The following is a 20,996-nucleotide window of genomic DNA, read 5'->3' on the forward strand; positions in this document are numbered from 1 at the left end:
GCTACTCGCCAAGGTCGACGTCCCAAGTGTGGAACTCATCCCAGTACTCACGGTCGTTCGCGCGGAACGCAGCGCCGAAGGATTCCATTCTCCTGCGACGTTCATACCCGTCGAGCAGGCTTTCGAGGAACCCCGCGGCAGTTGTTCCACGAGCGCGGGCATCGCGATTAATCCGATCCCGTAGCTCGACGGAAACTTTGATCGAAGTCGCAGCCATGCTTGAAGTATACCTATTGGTATCCCTGGTAGTCTACCCGCACTCCGCCCCCGTTCGGATCCTCTCGCGGCCCCGGGTCGGGTGGCTACTTCTCCACCACAATCTTCGCGACCTCGTCGTCGGTGAGCTGCCGCCAGGGCGAGGCCTGCGGTTGCACGAGCGCCTCGTCAGGGCTATCGCCCTGCGTCCACCACTTCGCCTCAAAAGCGACACCCTCAAAGATCACCCGCTGGCCGCGCGTAAACACCGTCTCCTTCGACCACTCGGGGTAGGTGCCCGCAGGGATCACCGGGCGCTCAACCGGCTTCTCGCCGGGCAGCACCGGCCCGAGCAGTCGCCACGGCTGTGCCGCCGCCTCGCTCGGCAGATCGGGTTGATCGCCCTGCGTCCACCATTTCGCCTCATAGACGCTGCGGTTCCAGACCACCTTCGTATCGGCCGGATACGCAACATCGACGCTCCAGATCGGGTACGGACTCGTCTCCGGATCATCCTCCACCGATGCCGTAGTCGAATCGCCGGGGACCGCGCCCTTGATCTGCGTCAGGCTTCCCGGTCGCCCCTCACGGAGGGTCTTCGCGAACTCACCGGGAGTCTGATCCACGCCGCTGCACGAGTCGGAGACTCGACGCACATCCGGCCAGTTTTCGCCGCACTGCTGATCGCGGTTGAGCGACCACATCGACATTCGGCTCATGCCCTTGTCTGCGGCAAAACGAGACAGCTCTGCCGCGTCCGGCAGCGTGAAGATGTCGCCGCGGGTATCGTTCTGGCCGATCATCGGTGTCGCCGAGATCCGGCTCCAGGCCGTCGCCTCGCCCATCGTCACGTCGACCTCTTGATAGAGGGAACGTAGCTGATTCTGCGTCGCCTCGAGGCTGTCGAGGATCCCGGGCAACATGCTTTCCCCCGCGGCAGTCTCGAGGTTCATTGTCATGGCGTTCACTCCTGCGAGTTCCACCCCGGCGCCGAGATACTGTCGCACGGCCTGTAAGCCGTCGAAAGAAAGCCCGTCAGTGCTCACCGGGAGCGTCAACCAGACGTCAAGCCCGTCGCCGCCCTTGCGTTCCTCTTGGAGCTGCGCAATCGCCCGTGCCTGTCGCGCGAGCGCTTCGGGGTTGGCGAGGAGCTCGCCCTCGATGTCCATGTCAATGCTGAGCTGATCGTAGCGATCGATGACCGCCTCGTAGCCCGCACGCAACTTGGTTTCATCGGTGCAGCTGAGCGCAAGATCGGAGTTCGCTTGCCCGCCAAACGACACCATCGCCGAACCGCCCTGCATCGTGAAACGGGCGAGCCGGCGATCGAGATCGAGCGCCCGCTCCGCCTCTGCCAGGTCATACACGCCGCCCCAGGAAGGGGTGCAGTTATTGTCTTTCAAAGCCACTACGAATGCGAGGACCACGTTTTGCTGGCCGTCGCTCTCGGGGGATTCAAACTCGAAGGTGGGCGTTGCGGTGACATCGACGTAGGCGTCAAACCACGGGCTACGTTCGGTGGCTTCTTGCCGGTCTTGCACATACCCCAGTGAGTACCACCCTGCACCTGCAAGCGCGGCAACAACGGCAATGACCACGCCAAGACGCAACCAGGACAGGCGTCGTCCCGGGTACCACTTCACCATTTGTCCTCCCGGCGGGCTCAGGGTGAGAATCTTGTTCACATCTCACGCGTCGTGTCTGGCTAGGATATACGCATGGCAGGTGGGGTCGATGAAAAAACGCAGAGCGGATCACGTCGCCGCCAATGGGGTGCCGAGAAGCGCTCCGAACCTCTCGCAATCATGCATTCGCGACCAACGCCGCTCGCCATCGTCTGGGCGCGCGCCGCGATCCTGATCACGGTACTTGCATGGTTCTTCTACATGGTCACTACGATTGCGCGGCTCTTCGTGGAGGGCCCGCGAGAGTCGTTCGTGTTTCAGGTGCAGACCGTAATCTACGGTCTCACGGTCACGGCGCTGACCTTCTCTGCGCTGATGTATCTGATCGCCAGATATGGCGCGCTCGTCAGATTCCGCGGGCACCGGCGCACTCCGCGTGCTCTGCTGGACGCGCACTTCGCCGAATCAGATGACGCGGTGACGGTGCTGATCCCGAGCTATGACGAAGAGCCCGAGGTTGTTCGCTACACCCTATGGTCAGCGGCGCTGCAGGAGTTTCCCGAGATCCGGGTGGTGCTGCTGATCGATGACAAAGCGGAGGGACTCACCGGCCCAGCACTTGAACGGCTGGAAGAGACGCGCGGGCTGCTGCAGGAGATTTCTGATGAGCTTGAGGCACCGCGGCTCGGTGCCATTGCAGCGCTGCAGGAACTGCAGGATCTGGCGCCCGCGGATCCAGGGCCCGAGGACGCCCGCCGCGCCGCGCAGGCCTATGCAGACGCCGCATCCTGGCTCGACGCCTTTGCGGCGAACGAGACAATGCACGATCACATGTCAGAGTTCTTCATCGATCAGGTGCTGCTCGGGCTCTCAAGTGATCTGCGGCTCACGAAACTGGCGCTTGAGGCGGCTGCCGAACAGGGATCCTCGCCCGATTTTGAGCGGCTCACGCAATTGCACCGCAGGCTCGTCTGGATTTTCAGTGCCTCGCTGTCCTCCTTTGAACGCAAACAGTTCGCTTCGCTCTCGCAAGAGCCCAACAAGGCGATGAACATCAACTCTTATATCTCGCTGATGGGAGGTCGGTTCCGGATCGATAACAGCACAGGGGAACGGCTACTCGAACGGCTCGGCAGTCACGATGAGGCCGAGGCTGATCTTGAGATCCCCGACAGCCGGTACCTGCTCACCCTCGACGCGGACTCGCAGCTCCTGCGTGACTACTGCGTGCGGCTCGTGTATCTGCTCGAGCAGCCAGAAAATGAACGGGTAGCGGTGACGCAGACCCCGTACTCCTCGTTTCGCGGCGCGCCGACCCGCATCGAGCGGATCGCCGGGGCGACCACCGATCTGCAGCACATCCAGCACCAGGGCTTGACCTACTTCGACGCGACATTCTGGGTCGGCGCAAACGCAGTGATCCGCAAAGAAGCGCTCGCCGATATCGCGGTTACCGAGACCGTCGGCGGCTTCGAGATTGTGACGTATGTGCAGGATCGCACCGTCATCGAAGACACCGAATCGAGTGTGGATCTCGGCTTGCACGGCTGGCGTCTCGAAAACTACCCCGAGCGATTGAGCTACAGTGCGACGCCGCCCGACTTCGGATCCCTGATCGTGCAGCGCCGCCGCTGGGCGAACGGCGGACTCCTCATCATGCCGAAGTTCCTCGAAATGATTCGCAGTCGCCGGGGCACCCCCGAGCGCGTGCGGCTCACCGAGCGGATGCTGCGGACCAACTACATGGCCTCGCTGACCTGGGCGAGTTTCGGGCTGCTGTTCCTGCTGTTCTTCCCCTTCGATTCGCGCCTGCTCAGCCCACTCGTCGTGGCTGCGGCGCTGCCGTACTTCATCTCGATGGGGGCGGATCTGCGCGAGAGCGGGCACCGGGTGAGCGACATCTTCCGCATCTACGGGTTCAACCTGGTGTTGCTGCCGGTGAACCTCGCGGGCGTACTGAAATCGCTGCAGCAGGGCATCACCGGGCAGAAGATCCCCTTTGCCAGAACTCCCAAGGTCACCGGCCGCACGGCTGCCCCCGCGCTCTACGTGGTGCTGCCGTACGTCATCATCGGCTTCTCCGTGTTCACCGCGGTGCGCGACTACCAGGTCGGCAATATCGGCAACGCGATCTTCGCCGCGTTCAACGCGACGATGGCGGCGTGGGCCCTGCTGTCGTTCGTGGGGATCCGTGCGTCGATCGTGGACGCTGTGCTCGGCGTGGTCGGGTGGCTGTTCGTGCCTGAGAAGAAGCCGAAACCGAAGAAGAAGGATCTCGTCGATCCCGATGCTCGCGTGAACTGGCAGGCGATCCTGTACCACGGCGATCGCCGTCTGCGCCGCGACCTCGTGCGCGCGAGTGACCGTCGGCGCCGCATCGCGAACGTCCGCAGTGATCTGAGTTCTGGCGAGGCGAGCACCGAAAAACCGGGCGTGAACGCGGGGCAATCCTAAAGCCCGGACGCAGCGCGCGCGAGTGACAGGGCCGTATGCTCGGAGTATGCCAGAAACGTCTCTCAGTGCCCAAGAATTCCTTGCCATCGCGGACCATACGCTGCTTGCGCCCGGCACGACACCGGATGAGCTCGACACCTTCATCTCCGGGGCGGCATCGCTCGGGGTGGCGCGAGTGTGTGTGAGCCCATCACTGTTGCCGGCAGCGTCGCATGGCCGCGAGATCGTCACCGTGGTGGGGTTCCCGTCGGGGGCGCAGCACGTGGAGATGAAGGTGGCGGAAACCGCACGTGCCGTGGCCGACGGGGCCGACGAGATCGACATGGTGGTGAACCGCGGGCTCGTGCGGGCGGGGGACTGGGCGGCGGTCGAGCGCGAGATCCGCTTCGTGCGCGCGGCGTGTTTCGGTCGGGTGCTAAAGGTGATCATCGAGTCCGCGGCGCTCAGCGACGAGGAGATTGTCGGCGCCTGCCGTGCAGCCGAAGCTGCGGGTGCCGATTTCGTGAAGACCTCCACCGGCTTCGATCCCGCCGGGGGAGCGAGCGTGCACGCGGTCCGGCTGATGGCCGCGACCGTGGGCGGCAAGCTCGGGATCAAAGCCTCCGGCGGGATCCGCACGGCCGCCGCGGTGCGGGAACTGTGGGCAGCGGGCGCGACCCGCTTTGGGGTGTCGGGCACGGCCGCGATCCTCGCCGAATGGGATGGTGCGGGATCCTCTGCTGGGTCTGTTTCGGGAGGGTACTGACGCTCACCGCGGGGCAGGCGGAAAGCCGGTGCCAGCGCTTGATTGCGTTATCGAGATGTGCAGATTCGCACATCTCTCCTCCGCAAATGCGCTAGCACCGGCTTTCCGCCTGCCCCGCTACACCGCCTCCACGGCCTCGGTGAGGAGGCGACGCGTCGCCTCTGCGTCGAGACCGAGCGCACGGATGCGGCCCGCAGCATCGAGGGCGATCGCGCGGGCGGCTGAGGTGACGGGATCCTCTCCGAGCGAGACGAAGGTGCCGGCACGACCGCGGCCCTCCACAATGCCGGCCTCTTCGAGTGCGCGGTACGCAGACGCGACGGTGTTAAGCGCGAGCCCGAGGTGCGCCGCGAGTGCGCGCGTGGTGGGGAGGCGCTGACCGGGCAGCAGGCGACCGTCTGAGATCCCGCGCACGACGGCGTCGTGGAGTTGGCGAAATGGCGGGCTGGCTGCGCTCTGATCCACCGTGAAGACCGTGAGCGCGTCAGCCGCTGCATCCTGCTGTGTCATGTTCCCAGCGTAGGTGATGGGATGCGGACGAGAAGTGTCAACCCCACTAGACTTTCCCCATGCGACTCGGCGTCATTGATGTGGGATCTAATACCGTTCACCTCTTGGTGGTTGACGCGCACCCCGGTGCGAGCCCGGTACCCTTTCACTCACAACGATCGACACTGCGACTCATGCGCTATCTTGACGCAGACGGCGCGATCGTTGAGGAGGGTGTGCAACTCATCGTTGACGCGGTGCGAGAATCGGTGAAGATTGCCCGCGAGATCGGTGTACACGATCTGATCTCGACCGCGACAAGTGCGATTCGCGAGGCAACAAACGGTGAAGAAGTACTGGCCAGGATCGCCCGCGAGAGCGGCGTCGAACTGCAGGTGCTTTCTGGCGAGGACGAAGCCCGGATCACGATGCTTGCGGTGCGCCGCTGGCTCGGCTGGTCGGCGGGGGAGATCCTGCTGTTCGATATCGGCGGCGGTTCCTTTGAGATTGCGCAGGGGGCGGACGAATACCCCGATGTGCAGGTGTCTCTGCCTCTCGGCGCTGGCCGCTCCACCATCAACTTCCTGGTTGAGGATCCGCCGCCCGCCACTGCCATCTCGGAGCTCCGCGCGCACGCCCGTGCGGAATTCACCCGCGTGCGGCAGGAGATGTTCCTTGACCGGCCACGGCCCAAGCGTGTGGTGGGCACTTCGAAGACCATCCGCTCCCTGGCTCGACTCGTGGGCGGCCCGCCCGACCCGATCACCGGTGACCTTGCGCAGCTGCACTACATCGGCCTGCGCGAGTGGGAGCCGTCGCTTCGGCAAATGCCCGGTTCGGTTCGCGAGTATCTCCCGGGCGTGACCCCGGAACGCGGCTATCAGATCCTCGCCGGTGCGATCGTGCTGCGCACCGCGATGAAGGTGTTTGAAGTGGAGACCCTGAACATCTCGCCGTGGGCGCTCCGCGAGGGCATCGTGCTCAGGTACATCGACGCGCTCGATGGTCGCGGAGCGGAGCCGGTTAGCTAGCCGGGATTCTGCGTCGCCGCAACAGCATTTCTAATCGCGACCGCGAGCTGCCTCACCGCAGTTGAGGGTTGTCGCGATGTGCCCTCTCCCGGTGCGACCAACAGCACGGAGCGGGCGAAGGATGGATCCTCGATCGGGCGCAGTACGACGCCCGGGTGCGACGGGCCGCTCGCGAGTTTCGCGACGAGGCCGATTACCATGCGCGCTGCGATCATGCCGAGCATGACCTGGAAATCATCGGTGCGGATCCCGACATTCAGTGTGTAACCCGCCCTGGCGAAGGCGTCGACCACAACGGCGTCCATCGGATCGTCTTCGGTGGCGCCGAGCAGCCACGGTTCCTCGTGCAGGGTGAGCAGGGTGGGAATGTCGATAGAGGATCGAGAGGCGAGTTCGTGTCCTTCGGGGAGCGCGAGCATCAGCGGATCCTGGAGCACCTCGGTAGTCACGATCTCGTTGCGAAAGGGTAACTCGTACCCCGGCACCGAGTAGACAAGCGCCGCGTCAAGCTGACGCTGATTGACGCGGGTGACGAGCGGGGCGACCTCTTCAAGTACCGCGTCGATGTCGATCCCGAGATCATTTACCTGCGAGACGATTGAGGGCAGCAGGCGGGCGGCTGCTGTGGGAAAGGTGCCGAAGCGGAGGCCCACCTGCCCCATCTGGCTGAGCTCCCTCGCATCGTGCAGGGTGCGCTCGCTGAGAACCAGGATCTCCTGGGCACGCTCGAGCACCAGGGTGCCGACGGGAGTGAGCGTGGATCCGCGAGTCGAGCGCTGCAGGAGGGGCGCCCCCACGAGTCCGTCGAGATTTCGCAGGTGGTAGTCGACAGTAGGTTGGCTCCACCCGAGGAGCTTTGCCGCGCGCGTCACTGATCCCTCACTGTGCACTGCTCTGAGTGCCTGGAGCTGGCGGAGGTCGATCACATCGTCACCTATCACGTATTTCTTGAACGCCGCGAAAGTCGGCTTTCGTAACATACATGGTATGTGACTCCAGAGGTGAATTGGGGATTCCCGGTGGGCGACATCGTCGAGATGATGGTCGCATGCTCTACGTTGACGCCACAGCCATGCCCGCGGGGGACCTTGAGACCGGCCGCGAAACGGGTACCGTAACAGAGCGCCTGCGCCGCCACGCTGAGACTCCGTACGCGGACGCGCTCGAGCGCTACGTTGCCCGCGGACCCGTTCAGCTGATGGTACCTGGCCATGGCGGCTCGGATCTGGGGATCAGCGGGCGCCTCGCGGAGTTTCTCGGTGAACGCACGCTGCGCCTCGACATCCCGATGCTCATTGACGGCATCGACCTCGGTGAAAACACTCCGCTTGATCAAGCGCTTGAACTCGCGGCCGATGCTTGGGGCGCTCGCCGCACCTGGTTTCTCACGAACGGCGCCTCGCAGGCGAACCGCACCGCGGCTCTTGCCGTGCGAGGTCTCGGCGAGCATATCCTGTCGCAGCGCAGTGCCCATTCAAGCTTCAGCGATGGTGTTCTGCTTGCTGGGTTGATCCCCTCCTTCGTGTTTCCGACGGTCGACACAAGTCACGGTATCGCTCACGGAGTCTCGCCCGAGGCTCTCGACCAGGCACTTGCCGAAGCGGAGTCCGAGGGGCGCCAAGCCGCTGCCGTGTACATTATTTCGCCCAGCTACTTCGGCTCGGTCTCCGATGTGCGGGGACTCGCGGACGTAGCTCATGCGCACGGTGTTCTGCTTATCGTCGATGGTGCTTGGGGGCCGCATTTCGGATTCCACCCCGAGCTGCCAGAGTCGCCGGCCCGCCTCGGCGCGGATCTCGTGATCTCAAGCACGCATAAGCTTGCAGGATCCCTCACTCAGTCAGCCATGCTGCACCTCGGCGACGGCCCGTTCGCTGATCAGCTCGAACCTCTCATCGAGCGCGCCTTCGCGATGACCGCTTCGACCTCCACGAGTGCGATCCTGCGCGCATCGCTCGATATCGCGCGCCACGCCCTCGCCACCGGAAAGGCCGAGATCGGCCGCTCGATCGAGGTGGCGCAGTGCTTCCGCGCGATCCTGCGCGAAGACCCACGCTTTGGCGTCGTGAGTGACGCCTTCGGACGGTTCCCGGATATCGTCGGCACCGATCTGCTGCGCGTGCCGATCGACCTGACGGCCACGGGTGTGAGCGGGCACTGGCTGCGGCAGCGGTTGATCGACGCTGAGGGGCTGTACTTCGAGATGTCGACGGCCACCTCAATTGTCGCGGTCATCGGCGCGGGAAAGACCCCTGACGTCGATGCCGTATACCGCGCGCTCGTCTCTGCGGTGGAATCCGAAGAAGCTGAGGGACAACGAACTGCTGTGGCCGCTGCAGAAGACTTTCCCGCACTGCCCGCGCCCGGAAGGCTCCGTGTATTGCCCCGTGACGGCTTCTTCGGAGCAACCGAGGTGGTGAGCGCCGCGAATGCGGTTGGGCGGGTCTCGGCTGATACCCTTGCTGCGTACCCGCCAGGGATCCCGAACGTAATTCCCGGCGAGGAGATTACGCCGCAGACCGTGGCGTTTCTCCAGGCCGTTGCCACGTCCCCGTCGGGGTATGTGCGCGGCGCAATTGACGCAGAAGTCACCCGCTTCCGCGTGCTTCGGGGCTAGGCCTCATCTAGACCCGAGCCATGCTCGCTTCACACTTTGGAGCGGACAGAAACTACGATCAAGGGCCGTTCGGTCCGCTAGACAAGGAAGTCCACACACATGGCGAGTTCTCTGCGACAGCAGCTCTTTCGGGTGAAGCCCGTACCCCGAGACGGCGGGGAGGCGGGGAGTCAGCTGAAGCGCAGCATTGGCCTCTTCCAACTGATCATGATCGGCGTCGGCGGAACGATCGGTACCGGGATCTTCTTCATCTTGTCTGAGGCCGTGCCGATCGCGGGACCCGCCGTGATCTGGTCGTTTGTGATCGCGGGTACGGTCGCCGGCCTCTCGGTGCTGTGCTACGCGGAACTCGCGAGTAGTGTGCCGGTGTCGGGATCCTCGTATTCTTACGCCTACAGCACCCTCGGTGAGTTGCCCGCGATGGGCGTTGCCGCCTGTCTGCTGCTCGAATACGGTGTCTCCACCGCAGCCGTCGCTGTCGGGTGGTCGCAGTACGTGAATCAGTTGGTGCTGAACATTTTCGGCTTCGAGTTTCCGCACGAGCTTTTGTATGCCCCAGAAGAGGGCGGGATCATCAACCTGCCGGCCGTGATCCTGATCTTCCTCTGCATGGGTCTTCTGATCCGCGGCACCTCGCAGTCCGTCGTCGCGAACACCATTATGGTGCTCACCAAGATCGCCGTGCTGCTGTTCTTCGTCGCGGTCGGGATCACCGGCTGGAACGTCGACCACTTCGCAAACTTCGCCCCCTTCGGCTTCGCCGGAGTGATGACGGGCGCCGGCATTATCTTCTTCTCCTTCGTCGGTCTTGATGCGGTTGCCACCGCGGGCGACGAGGCGAAGAACCCGCGCCGCAACCTGCCCATCGCTCTGATAGCAGCGCTGATCGTCGTCACCGGCGTGTACGTGCTCGTCGCCCTCACCGCGCTCGGTGCGCAGGCTTCGGGTGATTTCGCGGGCCAGAGTGCCGGACTCTCCGCCATCCTCGAGAACATCGTCGGGGCGACCTGGCCTGGCACCGTGGTCGCCGCGGGGGCCGTGATCTCGATCTTCAGCGTGACCCTCGTGGTGCTCTACGGCCAGACCCGGATCCTGTTCGCGATGTCGCGCGACGGTATGGCGCCGAAGGTGTTCCAGAAGGTCAACCCGCGCACGATGACCCCGGTCGCAAACACCGTGATCGTTTCGGTGATCGTCGGGATCCTCGCAGGGGTGTTGCCAATTAATTTCCTGGCCGAGATGACCTCGATCGGTACGCTTGCTGCGTTCCTCGTCGTGTCGATCGCCGTGATGGTGTTGCGCCGCCGCGAGCCGGAGCTGGAGCGCAAGTTCCGGGTGCCGCTGTACCCGGTGATCCCGATCCTGTCGATCATCGGTTGCCTTTGGATCATCAAGGATCTGCGCCCCATCACCATCTTCGTCTTCGCCGGCTGGACCGCGCTCGTGCTTGTCTGGTATTACTTCACCGGGCGCAAGAACTCGGTGCTTGGCAAGCAGATCGATACCGGCATGATCGTGCTGACCGGGCCCGGGCGCTACAGGCTCGCAAGCGAGGGTGTGTACGGTGATCTGAACGCGGACGATCTCGATGTTGATGATCTAGATTCGATGGACCTCGATCCCGCAGGCAGCGAGCCGCGCCGATGACCGTCGTTGTCGGGGTCGCCCCGAATCACGCCTCGGAAGCGGCGATTCACCTTGCCGTGTTGCTTGCGCGCAGCTACGACCGTGATCTGGTGGTCGCGTCCGTGAATTCTGTGGCGTGGCCGCCAAGCGACAGTCGGGTCGACACGGAGTACCAGACCTTTCTCATAAAGAATGCGCGGGCCGCGATCGATGCTGCCGTGGCGCTGATCCCGAGCGATATTCGCGTGCGCACCGTGGTGCACGGTGCATCGAGCGCCAGGCGCGGGCTGCTCGAGGTGTGCGAGGCGGAGAAGGCCGTGCGGCTGGTGCTCGGCTCTGCTTCGGAAGCTGGAGAGGGCATTAGGCTCGGCTCCGTCAGCTTTGGTTTGCTGCAGGCGGCCGAGATCCCGGTCGCGATTGCGCCGCACGGCTTCGCTCTTGAGCCGGGTGCGCGTCTTTCGCGAGTGACCGCCGCATACAGTGGCTCTGAGACTTCGGCCGAACTCGTATTGGGCGGGGCTGCGGTGGCAGCTGATGCTGGTGCAGGGATCCGGATCGCGTCGTTCCACACCAGGCCGCGCGCGTTCGCGTCGGCCGGGGTGGGGTTGCAGGCCGAGGATCAGGTAGTGAAGCAGTGGGAAATGACGATTCGCGCGCACACCACCGAGATCCTGGGTGAGATCGAGCAGTCGGGGCGCGTGCCGGAGTCTGTCGAGGTTGTAGTGGGTGCCGGGAAGAACTGGCGTGAGGCCCTGCGCGCGATCCCGTGGGAGGGCACCGAGGTGCTGTTGCTTGGGTCGAGCAGCCTTGGGCCGCTTGCGCGGATTTCGCTCGGGTCGCACGCCGCGAAGATCCTGCGCGCGGCACCCGTTCCCGTGGTGCTGGTGCCGCGCCGCGCGACCGACGAATATCTGGCGCGAGCCCGGGCTGAATAGGGGATTCCGACGCTCCAAAGGGTCGGTACCAATTTGATGTTCAGGGCCAAACCCGGTAATGTTGAATCTCGGTGCCGAGCTCCCCGGAGCCTCGGAATTCCGCCATTGGGATATGGTGTAATTGGCAACACAACGGTTTCTGGTACCGTCATTCTAGGTTCGAGTCCTGGTATCCCAGCAAGTTTTCCTTCTCGCACACGGTCCCGTTCGGGCCGTGTTTGGGGTGCTTGATGTCTGTGTTTGTGCGTGTTTGCCGGCCGCACCGAGATCCTGCGGCCTTTATTGCCTGCTCGCCGAGACTGCACTTCACCGGCGAGCCTGCATCTCACCGGCGAGCCTGCATCGAGGAACCGCAGTTTCGGCGATGAAGTGCAGGTTCGGCATGTTTAGTCCTCGCCTGATGCTTGGCCCCTGCGTCTGAATTCAGTATTCGCCAGCATGAGAGCGATGAGAAACGCGATTAGGTTGAGAACATAGGCGCCGAGGATGAGCGGTGGGCTCTGAAACAGGAACGCGCCGAACCCCACAGGAGGCTGCCGTTGAGTACAGGCGCGGCCCCGGTCGCTACCGCTGATTGTTCCTGCCCCGGGGGATACCGGGGGTCAGTAGCAGCGCAATGAGGCACACCGCTGCGGCGCACAAGAGAGGCAACAGATACTCGCCCTGAGTCGCCAACGGTAGCGACAGCTTCGTGCTGAGCCAGACAAGTGCTGCCAGAATCAGTACCGCACCAAAGTGTTGGCTCGTCGCGATCATCCCCGACACGGATCCCGCGTCCGCGGGATCCACATGTCCTGTTGCTACCGAGGCGGTTCCCGACAGTACCAGCGAGACACCAACTCCGAAGATCGCGGAGGAGAATGCGCCAGCCAGCGGCAGCGACGCTGCAAACAGCGCGGCGGTGATCCCGAGCCCGAAGAACATCAGCAGCGTGGCAAGTTGCAGTGCCCTTCTCGCGCCGAGTCGCAGCTGGATACGGGTGCTCTGGCCACCCGTGGCAAGAACCGCGAGCGAGAGCGGTAGAAACATGAGGCCGGTTTGGAGCGGGCCGAAGCCCTCGCTGAGTTGCAGATGCAGTGTGATGAAGTAGAACGCCGAGGCTATCGCGCCGCCGCCGACGAACATGATCGCGGCTGCGGTGAGCACCCCGCGTTTTTTAAAAAGCCGGGTCGGGATCAGGAACCCGCCAGCAGAACCCGTTGCTCCTCCGCCGGTGATGTGATCCCGACCCGTGCGCCGCATCGGCCCGAGTAGCAAAGTGAGCACCACGGGCACATTGACGAGCAGCGCGACCCGCCAACTGGCGTGCTCGACCGCGATCCCGCCGAGCAGGGCCCCGATTGCTCCTCCCGAGCCACCCGCGGCGCCCCAGATCCCGATCGCTCTGAGCCGAGCTGGTTTCTCGGGGAAACACTCGACGAGCAGCGCAAGGTTTGAGGCGACGATCCCGGCCGAGGCAAAGCCCTGGAAAATTCGCGCGATCAGGAACACCGCCTGTGTTGGCGCAAGACCGCCGACGAGTGACGCGAAGCCGAACAGTACGAGCCCGCCAACGAGGATCCTGCGCCTGCCGAAGCGATCCGCAATTCGTCCCATCAGCAGGATCGTGGCGGCGAGGGCCGCGGTGTAGGAGTTCGCGATGAGCTGCAGCGACACGGGGGAGAAACCCAGCTCGCTGCCGATCTGCGGGGTGGCGACGCTGAGTACCGAGGTATCAAGGATCACGAGCAGTTGTGAGACGGCGCAGACGATCAGCACCCGGGGCTGGCTGATGGCATAGCGTGGTCTGGTGGCGGGTGTAGGTGTCACTGTTCAGTCCAAGGCGAGAACGACGTTGCCGCGGAACTTGCCTTTGCCAAGGTCAATGAGTGCCTGGGGTGCTTCGCGGAGACCACCAGCAGGCGAGGATTGCGGAAATACAAAGCGGTCTTCTGCAAGCCATGCAGCGTAGTGCGTGACCCAGTGCGCGATTTGCTCGGGTGTGTGGAAGGTGCTGAAAGGCAGGATCACGAGCTGCTTGCGGATGGCGGTCAGAGCCTCGAAGCGTGGCATGCTCGCACCGGGAGCGGCGGCGAACTGCTGAGCGAGCGTGCCGCACAGCGCTAATCTCGCTGCCGGAGCCGCCGTCTGCACCGCAAACTCAAACTGTGTCCCGCCCACCGTGTCGAAGAACACGGAGAATCCGTCTGGGAACTCTGCCCTGAGCTGCTCGGCGAAATCTTCATCCCGGTAGTTGAGCGCGGCATCAAACCCCAGCTCCTCGATGAGCCAGCGGCACTTCTCCTCCGAACCGGCGCTGCCGACCACCTTTGCCGCGCCGCGACAGCGTGCAATCTGCCCGGCCAGCGATCCAACGCCACCAGCGGCACCCGACACGAACACCGTGTCGCCCGCTCCCACCCGGGCGATGTCCACGATCCCGTGGTAGGCGGTGGGCCCCTGGCACAGCAGCATCTCGGGCCTCGCGAACAGACCCTCGGGATCAGCGAGAGCTCCGCGCTCTGAGCGATGAAGGCGCTGCGCCAGCCGTTCATCGACTGGACCGTGTCTCCCGGAGCGAAGTCGGCCGCTCGGCTCTCTACGACAGTGCCGACGGCAGGTCCCCAGAGCGGCTCTCCGATCGAGTAGGACGGCATCGGCAGATCCTCGCCCCGCAGGAGTTCGGCCATCACCGCCGTGAGCTGCATGGCGGTGTTTCGCACCAGCACCTCGCCGTTTTGCAGCGCGGGGATCTCGGTGCTTGCGAGTATGAAATTGTCCAGGTGTGGCTTGGCCTGCGGGCGGCTCTTCAGGAGGAAATGTTCTGCGATCATTGCTTACTCTCTCGGGTCATTGTTCGTGTACTCGAACGGTAACGAGATATGCGGTCGTAGAATGTCCCTATCTCTATCTAGGGTGGTGGACGTGGCTGACTATCTGGAGCGCGGCATCGAGGTGCTCGGCGCGCTGCAACGCTCCAGCGAGTACCTCTCCGCGGCGGAGCTCGCGAATCGCCTGGGGATCACGACCCGCAGCGTGCGCAGGATCATCGCCGACCTCAAACACATCGGTTTCGGGATCGAGTCGGTTCCCGGTCCGCACGGAGGCTACCGGCTCGGGCCAGGTAAACGAATCGCGCTTTTGCTGCCGAGCGAAAACGAGATCGTCGCGCTGCTCGCGGGCCTGCAATCGGCGGCCGCGATGGGGCTGCAGGATCCCGACATCGACCATCAGGATCTCACCGAGAAATTGCTCCGCGTGTTGCCGCAGAAGCATCGCAGTGCGGCGTTGGACCTGTCGCGGTACGTCGAGAGTTATCGGCCGCCGATCCCGACGACCTCGGCAAGGTCCCTGCGCGAGCTCGCCAAATACTGTCGGCTCAGAATGACTCTTGAGATTACTTACACCTCGGATGGCGTCGAGGAGCCTGCGCAACTCGTCGAACCCCATCGCATCGTCCAGAACGAATACCTCTGGTACCTCCTCGCCTGGAACCAGCAGTCCCGGTGTTGGCGGCACTACCGGGTGGATCGCATCACCAGCATGCGCGCGGCCTCCAAACGTTTTGTGCAGCGGGAACTGCCTACGCTCGATGCGGCCGGATTTACCGTGAATACTATCGCCACTGCCCCCTACGCCTACCGAGTCGAAGCGGTGTTCGCTGCATCGGCCGAGGAACTGGCTGGCAGCTTTCCGCCCGATTCGGTGCACATCGAGGCGATTGACGACCACAGCTGCGTGGTCCACACCGGAGCTGCGAGCTATGAGATTGTCGCCGTGTACCTCCTCGCTCCGGGAGTGCCCTTCTCAATCCGATACCCCGCAGAAATGCGGCAGCACATGCTCGATTCAGCGAGGCGTCTCTGGGCGGCGGCCGAGGGGACGGCGCCGGCGAGTGGAAAGCAAAAGTGATCCCTTGTCGAGGGTCGCGAGTTGCAATCGAACCTTGAACCCCCACCTAACTGAGTACATTGAGCGCGGTAAGTCTCTTGACGCTGACGAGCGCGAGATTGCAGCGCTTGCACTTCAGCGTGTGGACGCGGAGGAACAGGCCGACATTGACGCAGCCTGGGACCAAGTTATCAGTCGACGTCTTGAAGAAGTGATTGACGGTTCAGCCCGGCTGGTTGATGGGCGCGACGGCTTGGCACGGATCCGCTCAGAGCTTGCCGCACGGAGAAAGTGACTCTGAGCTGGAGCGAGCATCAAAAGGCTCACGAAGAACTCCGGGAAGCTGCGTATCGATATGAAGATGCTGGCGACAGCTTAGGCGTGCGTTGCTTGATCGCCGTCCAGCCTGCCGTCGAGAGTGTTCTTGATCCTGCCTACCACTGGGGATATTACCGCGATCGCATCAGTGCCCCTCAGGTCTATGCCCGAAGCGTTGCCGGGTTTCCATTCCAGATCATTTACACGCTATTTGAGGACGGGGTCTTCGTGCTGGCCTATGCCCATGAACGGCGACAGCCTGAATGCTGGAAGGGTCGTTTGCCTTCATAAGCAGCATCATCCGTGCCGTAAGCAGCCTTTCCAATCAGCTCGACATCTACCATCGCGTGAACGCAAAGTGACCCTATGAGTGAAGATGGGGTCACTATACGTTCACAGCAGAGTGGGTGCCGGGGGAGCGGACACAGGCATGAGTGGGCGGAGTCCCCTAGCCCCTACCTCCGAAAGCCGTTGTCGATCGTGGAGAGCTGGGCTTCGACAAGGTACCGTGAGTCGCGGTGATCCACGAAAGCGAGGTATGGGCTAACAAAGGGTAAAGCTATTCGCGAATCTGTCGCTTTCGAGTTCCTACCCGCAAGACCCGAGACGGTGATATCCGCACCTGGCGACTGGTTCCTCTCCTGCGTGCTGCGACTTCAGATTCTGGTCGACGCGTTTCTTCGTGAAACAGCTTCAGCCGATACTGCTCCTCTTCAATCGCAGCTTTCACACGAGACAGTCCCGAAGGAATGGTGATCGGCGAAAAATCAGTCATCCAGGTGAGGTACTCGACAAGTGCAGACCCGCGGCGGGATACTTCAAACTCGTTTGTCGGACTATTGGAGAAAAATGGCCAGCACACCTCTGTTGAAACGCCGCTACAGGTTTCATCGGCAAGCATCTTCAACAGTAGAAAGTGTCGCCCACCGATCACGGGCACACGCTCGGAAGGTGCATCTCCGCAAAGCCCGGAGCCACTTGTCGGCCTGCTTAGCGCCTGAAAAAGGCCGTCTAGCTCATGTGCAGGCGGCAGATAGTAGTGAATAGGAGTCTTTCGCAGAATCCCATAAGCTTCAGTGCCCGTGGGTAGCATCGGCCTGTCGCGAGACCATTTCTGAGATATGTTGGATCGCCATACTTCAAACCGCTCCACGCATTCACAGCTCGAGTGGCGGTTTTCGCAGGCGAGATACTCGAACAATGCACCCAAGACGATGTAATGCGCGCCGAGCCCAGCGATACCCACCTCAAGCGCATACGGGGCACAATTCTCTTGATCTCGCGTCAGGTGGTGCCAGAAAACACCTGGGGAATCGCTCACCCCGGTGCCGACGGCAGCCAACGAGCCAGCCTCAATGGAGAGGAGATAGCGCCTCAAATCGCTTCGAAGATCCTTTGCTAATTTGCTCGCGTCCGTTTGCTCAATCGCGTCAAGCAGCAGGGCCGCAGTTTGTCTTTTAACAGACTCCTCCTCGGCAATTCCCGACTCCCGGACGATGCCTTCAAGGCTGTGAGTTCTCCAGCCAGGCATTGTTTCTGACTCTTGGGCGCGCACTACGGTTTTTGCAGCTTGCCGTAAAATAAAGTTCCCAAGGTCTTTGGCATCACAAGTGTCAAGTGTGGGTGTTTCGTTCGGTGGGCGAGTTCGCGACATCGCGGATGAAGTCCAGCGGCTCGTTTCGGCTGAGAACCTGTTCCTTGCCTGTCCTAGAATCGTCGCGTGTCGGTTGGCGGCAGCCACTCCTTCTCCCAACTTCCTCCGGCCATCATCCACGCGCGCTGTCGCATCGAGCCCGCACCAGGTGTACTCGACGTACGAGTGCAAGTCCCAGATTCTTCGTTCTTGTTCGTCCGAGGGTAGCTTGTCGAGACGTTTCCAGAATGAGTCTGTCTTAAGCAACAAATGCTTGCGTTCGAGGCCCTTTATTGCTTCTTGTACCACGCGCTTTGCATCTTCCTGGGGCTGCACCTGAGCGGCCCAGTTGTCTGCCTTCTGGACCCATTCACGAAGTTTGCCCTGTCGTATTGCGTTTGCTGCGCGGTGGCCCAGTGTCTGTCTGAAATAGTGAGCGATCTGTTCCTTGATGGTTGGGTCCTGCTGCTTCCACATGAGAACGTGGGGTTTTTGCACCGTCATCCTGAATATGCCCACAACTCCTGACGTCAAGGCAAGAGCAACAAAGGCATAACTCACTGTCCACCAAGAGGCAATGTATGCCTCAAGCCAATGTAGCTTGTCAGTCCAAAGTTGGCGAAGAAGCCATAGTGTTGCAGGTACTGCCAAGGTGCAGAGTAGCGCGAACCCAAAGAACCAACTTCTTAACAACAGCATGTTGGGTAGGGAACTCAGTAGCATTGCATTCTTTGAGTAACCTAGGTACCTGTTGGCGCCATGCGTCTCTAATATGCGATGCGTAAACTCCACGACCAGGGTGAGTGCGGCGAGGAACGCAACGGCACCAAGAAGTGCGCTCGAAATACGCAATCGCCCCTCAGGTGCGATCCAAGCCGGGAACACAGATGGGAATTGCGCCAGCAGCCACGTCGCCAGACCCGCGAGGAAAACGAAGATGACGGCTTGCAGGGACGCAAATCTCCCCGTCATCCGAGAAGCGGTGAACCAGTGGCTGATCATCAAAATAACAATAGCGACTCCGCATCATAGGCTGTTACTACGTGATTATGATCGACTATCCCTATGCGGGCCACCTGCTAACCCGGATAGGAAGTGGAACTCCGCTCGGCCCTGCGATTCCAACATCTTGCTAGGTTATTCTTGTCGAGATTCGACGAAGCGGTGTGAGGATCGTTCCCGGTTGCAGGTGAGGTGTCATGAAGAACAGTGATGAACCACGAGTCTTGCGCCCTGGTGAAGACTATTCGCTTTGGCCATACATGAAATGGGCCCGAGCACAGCAATTATCAGGACAGCTTTACCACTCCGTGAACATGCAGTCCGTGAGTTCTAGATCAGGACTGGACGTGGAAATTGCCCAGGACAAGTTGTCGGCAACGTTCCTCGTGCGTGAGGCAGCACCTATGCCAGTTCACGAATGGTCTCTGTTGCTTGGTGATGTTTTGCATAACTATCGCTCGGCGCTCGATGCGCTCGCTTGGGAACTTGCTCACCTCGATGGAAGACAGCCCCATCCGAAGCATGTGCGTCAGCTCTATTTCCCAATATGTATTTCGAAAACAGAATGGGATCGCAAGGTTAAGGGCCCGTTCGCATCTATTCCCATAGACATACGGAGGCGGTTGTATGCGGTGCAGCCCTTCCATGCTGAACCCGTGGAGGAAGGCATCTTGGTGATTCTCCATAAGCTGGACATAGCGGACAAGCACAAAGCCCAAGTTAAGGCGAACGCGGTAGTTCGAGACCGCTCCACGTGTCGTTACAGTTTCCGTCTTGAAGGTAACCAGCCTATGCCTGTGAGTGGTGATAGACCGGCCCACGAATGGCTTACAGACGGCTCTCCCGTGCGTGTGGGGCAGCCCATATTTAAGATGAACTCGCCGATTCCTATTGAATGGGCCGAATCCGATATGCCGCTTCCGTTGAAGCTCACAGTCGAGCTCGGCGAATCCGAGTACGAGATATTCCCGCTGCTCGAAATGATTGAGGGCCAGTTTGGCGCAACTCTCCATATTCTGAATACGGGGCGACCGCCAGGTCAGCCTGACCGGATATATGGCCCACTGGAAGAAGGCTAGTGTCTGGCGTCGAACCAGATAGTTAGTTTCTAATGGGGGGACGATTCGATCGGGTCTGATGCACGTTTAGGTGACAGTTTGCTCAGGCAGCGAGCTCAACTAGTTGCTGCTGGATGCGAGCGCTCCGGCGAGTGATAGCGGCTGGATTCAGTTTCGCATGCTCACCAGTCAAGCGTTCGACGGCACGATGATCGAGCACGCCTACGTCGAGGAGTCGTTGATACGGGGTGCGTGGGGCGTCGTAGACGCGTTTCTTCCGCCCGAGGTGGTGTGGGTCCAGCCGGTAGCTTTCACACAGGGCAGCAAGAAGTTCTTCCGCTTCATCACTAGGGCATGTAACTCGTTGAGGAGCGTCAGTTCGTGATCGGTTTCGTAGCGGAAGCGGAACGTGTGGCGGCGGACGCAGTCACCGTTGCGTTGCTCAACGTGAGCGTTGTCGTTGTGTTGGTAGGGGCGGCCCCGGGTGACGGGGATGCCGCGCTCGTCGCACCAAGCAACCACCGACCAGTTCAGGAACTCGCTTCCGTTATCGAAGTCCATCCCCGCGATCGGGATCGGGAGGCCTTGCGGATCCAGTCCATCCCGGCTCTGATGTTCACGTGAGCGTTGTTGCGGATACCGCGGATCAGTGTCCACCCGATCACCGGATCCGTGGCGGTGAGGGTGCGCAGGTACTCGCCTTTGGTGGTGTGGCCGCAGTGTGCGACGGTGTCCAACTCGTATAACCCCGGCCCGGGCGGCAAGCCATCCATCGCGGTGCGGGTCGGGATGGACCAGCGCAGGACATGTGACGGTCTCGTCGTGCCCAGCGCGTGCGGGTAGCGGGCGTCCCGGTGCGGTTTGAGGTACCGGTCAATCGTCGCCGCACTCATCGACTGTAGCTCGTCCAGCACCTCCTCGCTCACGCGGGCGGCGACCCGGCCGAGCTCGCGAAACCGGACGAGGCGTTCCAGGGTATCGTCCATGACCGCAGCGAGATATTTCCCCGATGGTTGACCTGAAAGCGCCCAGACTTCCTGCAGCACCACGAGCGCGTCGTAGGAGTACTTCCGTGGGCGTGGTTTGCGCTGTCGGTCGCGGGCGGCTCCTTTACGGGCGTGCGCGTTGCGGATCGCCCGGCGAGCGTAGTCGCGATGCCAGCCTGTCGTTTCTACCAACGCGTTCAGAAGTTGGGTCTTCTCCGTCTTGTTAGCGTTCGCGTACTCGCGTGCGAACTTCTTCGTGATTTCACGGCGCGACGCCATCGATAGCTCCCTGCTCATTGTTCCAGGGAACTACGCGGACCTCTTTATGTGAGGCGCAGGCTGTCGTTCCCGGACATTCTAGATGAGTCAAGTCGAGTGCTAGACAGTTCGTCTCCCCCTGACGTACACTTCT

At 62.0% G+C, this 20,996-nt stretch carries 19 protein-coding genes, 1 tRNA gene and 1 pseudogene; 11 read left to right on the forward strand and 10 right to left on the reverse strand.

Annotation, left to right across the window (positions count from 1 at the left end):
• Nucleotide 1: 1 nt before the first annotated feature.
• Nucleotides 2-217: a toxin-antitoxin system protein gene (locus tag G7067_RS07485; protein WP_166323187.1), complete on the reverse strand. Its 216-nt coding sequence runs from the start codon at nt 215-217 to the stop codon at nt 2-4.
• Between the two features lie 85 nt (nt 218-302).
• Nucleotides 303-1,880, reverse strand: a complete 1,578-nt coding sequence (locus tag G7067_RS07490; RefSeq protein WP_166323189.1) for a chitinase — start codon at nt 1,878-1,880, stop codon at nt 303-305.
• A gap of 33 nt (nt 1,881-1,913) precedes the next feature.
• On the opposite strand from G7067_RS07490, the gene G7067_RS07495 reads away from it, so the two are divergent.
• Together G7067_RS07495 and deoC are read left to right on the forward strand one after the other, a co-directional pair.
• The gene (locus G7067_RS07495; protein ID WP_166323191.1) at nt 1,914-4,274 is read left to right on the forward strand and encodes a glycosyltransferase family 2 protein; all 2,361 of its coding nucleotides are present in this window, start codon (nt 1,914-1,916) and stop codon (nt 4,272-4,274) included.
• Between the two features lie 46 nt (nt 4,275-4,320).
• The gene (gene deoC / locus G7067_RS07500) at nt 4,321-5,019 is read left to right on the forward strand and encodes a deoxyribose-phosphate aldolase (protein ID WP_166323193.1); all 699 of its coding nucleotides are present in this window, start codon (nt 4,321-4,323) and stop codon (nt 5,017-5,019) included.
• Nucleotides 5,020-5,136: 117 nt separating this feature from the next.
• On the opposite strand, the gene G7067_RS07505 is transcribed toward deoC, so the two are convergent.
• Nucleotides 5,137-5,529, reverse strand: coding sequence for a GntR family transcriptional regulator (locus tag G7067_RS07505; RefSeq protein WP_166323195.1), 393 nt, complete (start codon nt 5,527-5,529; stop codon nt 5,137-5,139).
• Nucleotides 5,530-5,588: 59 nt separating this feature from the next.
• Here G7067_RS07505 and G7067_RS07510 point away from each other — a divergent pair, with 59 nt between their 5' ends.
• Entirely contained in the window at nt 5,589-6,539 is a 951-nt protein-coding gene (locus tag G7067_RS07510; RefSeq protein ID WP_166323197.1) for a Ppx/GppA phosphatase family protein, read from the forward strand.
• Here the strand turns inward: G7067_RS07510 and G7067_RS07515 are convergent.
• On the reverse strand, nt 6,536-7,519 hold the full coding sequence (locus G7067_RS07515; protein WP_244301007.1) for a LysR family transcriptional regulator: 984 nt from the start codon (nt 7,517-7,519) through the stop codon (nt 6,536-6,538). The two genes, G7067_RS07510 and G7067_RS07515, sit on opposite strands and share 4 nt — an antisense overlap.
• 68 nt (nt 7,520-7,587) lie before the next feature.
• Here G7067_RS07515 and G7067_RS07520 point away from each other — a divergent pair, with 68 nt between their 5' ends.
• The 4 genes from G7067_RS07520 (at nt 7,588) to G7067_RS07535 (ending at nt 11,895) form a co-directional block, all read left to right on the forward strand.
• Nucleotides 7,588-9,156, forward strand: a complete 1,569-nt coding sequence (locus G7067_RS07520) for an aminotransferase class I/II-fold pyridoxal phosphate-dependent enzyme (RefSeq protein ID WP_166323199.1) — start codon at nt 7,588-7,590, stop codon at nt 9,154-9,156.
• A 99-nt stretch (nt 9,157-9,255) separates the two neighbouring features.
• Nucleotides 9,256-10,803: an amino acid permease gene (locus tag G7067_RS07525; protein ID WP_166323201.1), complete on the forward strand. Its 1,548-nt coding sequence runs from the start codon at nt 9,256-9,258 to the stop codon at nt 10,801-10,803.
• Nucleotides 10,800-11,717 carry a universal stress protein gene (locus G7067_RS07530; protein ID WP_166323203.1) on the forward strand — a complete coding sequence of 306 codons (918 nt, stop codon included), beginning with the start codon at nt 10,800-10,802 and terminating at the stop codon, nt 11,715-11,717. Before G7067_RS07525 ends, G7067_RS07530 begins: the two co-directional genes overlap by 4 nt.
• Before the next feature lie 106 nt (nt 11,718-11,823).
• A tRNA-Gln gene (locus G7067_RS07535) sits at nt 11,824-11,895 on the forward strand.
• A gap of 386 nt (nt 11,896-12,281) precedes the next feature.
• Here the strand turns inward: G7067_RS07535 and G7067_RS07540 are convergent.
• The 3 genes and pseudogenes from G7067_RS07540 to G7067_RS15215 form a co-directional block, all read right to left on the reverse strand.
• The gene (locus tag G7067_RS07540; protein ID WP_166323205.1) at nt 12,282-13,526 is read right to left on the reverse strand and encodes an MFS transporter; all 1,245 of its coding nucleotides are present in this window, start codon (nt 13,524-13,526) and stop codon (nt 12,282-12,284) included.
• A 3-nt stretch (nt 13,527-13,529) separates the two neighbouring features.
• The gene (locus G7067_RS14270; RefSeq protein ID WP_244301008.1) at nt 13,530-14,171 is read right to left on the reverse strand and encodes an MDR family NADP-dependent oxidoreductase; all 642 of its coding nucleotides are present in this window, start codon (nt 14,169-14,171) and stop codon (nt 13,530-13,532) included.
• 92 nt (nt 14,172-14,263) lie between these two features.
• Nucleotides 14,264-14,530 (reverse strand): annotated as a pseudogene (locus tag G7067_RS15215) (NADP-dependent oxidoreductase); the annotation flags it as partial.
• A 91-nt stretch (nt 14,531-14,621) separates the two neighbouring features.
• On the opposite strand from G7067_RS15215, the gene G7067_RS07550 reads away from it, so the two are divergent.
• The 3 genes from G7067_RS07550 to G7067_RS07560 are packed head-to-tail and all read left to right on the forward strand — an operon-like array spanning nt 14,622 to nt 16,196.
• Nucleotides 14,622-15,608, forward strand: coding sequence for a helix-turn-helix transcriptional regulator (locus G7067_RS07550; RefSeq protein WP_166323209.1), 987 nt, complete (start codon nt 14,622-14,624; stop codon nt 15,606-15,608).
• 34 nt (nt 15,609-15,642) lie between these two features.
• On the forward strand, nt 15,643-15,882 hold the full coding sequence (locus tag G7067_RS07555) for a hypothetical protein (protein WP_166323211.1): 240 nt from the start codon (nt 15,643-15,645) through the stop codon (nt 15,880-15,882).
• Nucleotides 15,879-16,196 carry a hypothetical protein gene (locus G7067_RS07560; RefSeq protein ID WP_166323213.1) on the forward strand — a complete coding sequence of 106 codons (318 nt, stop codon included), beginning with the start codon at nt 15,879-15,881 and terminating at the stop codon, nt 16,194-16,196. Before G7067_RS07555 ends, G7067_RS07560 begins: the two co-directional genes overlap by 4 nt.
• A gap of 268 nt (nt 16,197-16,464) precedes the next feature.
• Here G7067_RS07560 and G7067_RS07565 read toward each other — a convergent pair whose 3' ends face one another.
• Nucleotides 16,465-18,540, reverse strand: coding sequence for a hypothetical protein (locus G7067_RS07565; protein WP_166323215.1), 2,076 nt, complete (start codon nt 18,538-18,540; stop codon nt 16,465-16,467).
• Nucleotides 18,541-18,737: 197 nt separating this feature from the next.
• Between G7067_RS07565 and G7067_RS07570 the strand changes: the two genes are divergently transcribed.
• On the forward strand, nt 18,738-19,619 hold the full coding sequence (locus G7067_RS07570; protein WP_166323217.1) for a hypothetical protein: 882 nt from the start codon (nt 18,738-18,740) through the stop codon (nt 19,617-19,619).
• A 201-nt stretch (nt 19,620-19,820) separates the two neighbouring features.
• Here G7067_RS07570 and G7067_RS13810 read toward each other — a convergent pair whose 3' ends face one another.
• On the reverse strand, nt 19,821-20,159 hold the full coding sequence (locus tag G7067_RS13810; RefSeq protein ID WP_205881098.1) for a hypothetical protein: 339 nt from the start codon (nt 20,157-20,159) through the stop codon (nt 19,821-19,823).
• Nucleotides 20,129-20,863 (reverse strand): integrase, encoded by a 735-nt coding sequence (locus tag G7067_RS13815; RefSeq protein ID WP_205881099.1) that lies wholly within the window; start codon nt 20,861-20,863, stop codon nt 20,129-20,131. The genes G7067_RS13810 and G7067_RS13815 overlap by 31 nt, the downstream gene beginning before the upstream one ends.
• Nucleotides 20,864-20,996 lie beyond the last annotated feature (133 nt).

It is taken from the genome of Leucobacter insecticola (assembly GCF_011382965.1).
GTDB classification, from domain to species: domain Bacteria; phylum Actinomycetota; class Actinomycetes; order Actinomycetales; family Microbacteriaceae; genus Leucobacter; species Leucobacter insecticola.